The organism is Xenorhabdus beddingii, assembly GCF_002127545.1.
Classification (GTDB): Bacteria; Pseudomonadota; Gammaproteobacteria; order Enterobacterales; family Enterobacteriaceae; genus Xenorhabdus; species Xenorhabdus beddingii.
The window spans coordinates 1-307 of record NZ_MUBK01000191.1 but is presented as its reverse complement, the minus strand read 5'-3'; the positions used below and the strand labels follow the sequence as shown (position 1 = coordinate 307).

Sequence of the window (307 nt, the reverse complement as noted above, 5' to 3'; positions counted from 1 at the left end):
ACCGATAGTGAACAAGTACCGTGAGGGAAAGGCGAAAAGAACCCCGGCGAGGGGAGTGAAAGAGAACCTGAAACCGTGTACGTACAAGCAGTGGGAGCCCCACCACTAAGCCAGTGGTGAATTCCATAACGCATCTTTTGTTTGATGCCGGTTGGCGACGCGCCAGCGCCGCCCAACCGCAAAATCAAGCAGAGGGGGCTTAGTGGTGGGGTGACTGCGTACCTTTTGTATAATGGGTCAGCGACTTATATTCTGTAGCAAGGTTAACCGCATAGGGGAGCCGCAGGGAAACCGAGTCTTAACTGGG

Annotated in this window: 1 rRNA gene; it reads left to right on the top strand. The window is 54.1% G+C overall.

What is annotated here, in order from left to right:
- Positions 1 to 307 (top strand): 23S ribosomal RNA (locus Xbed_RS19220); the annotation flags it as partial.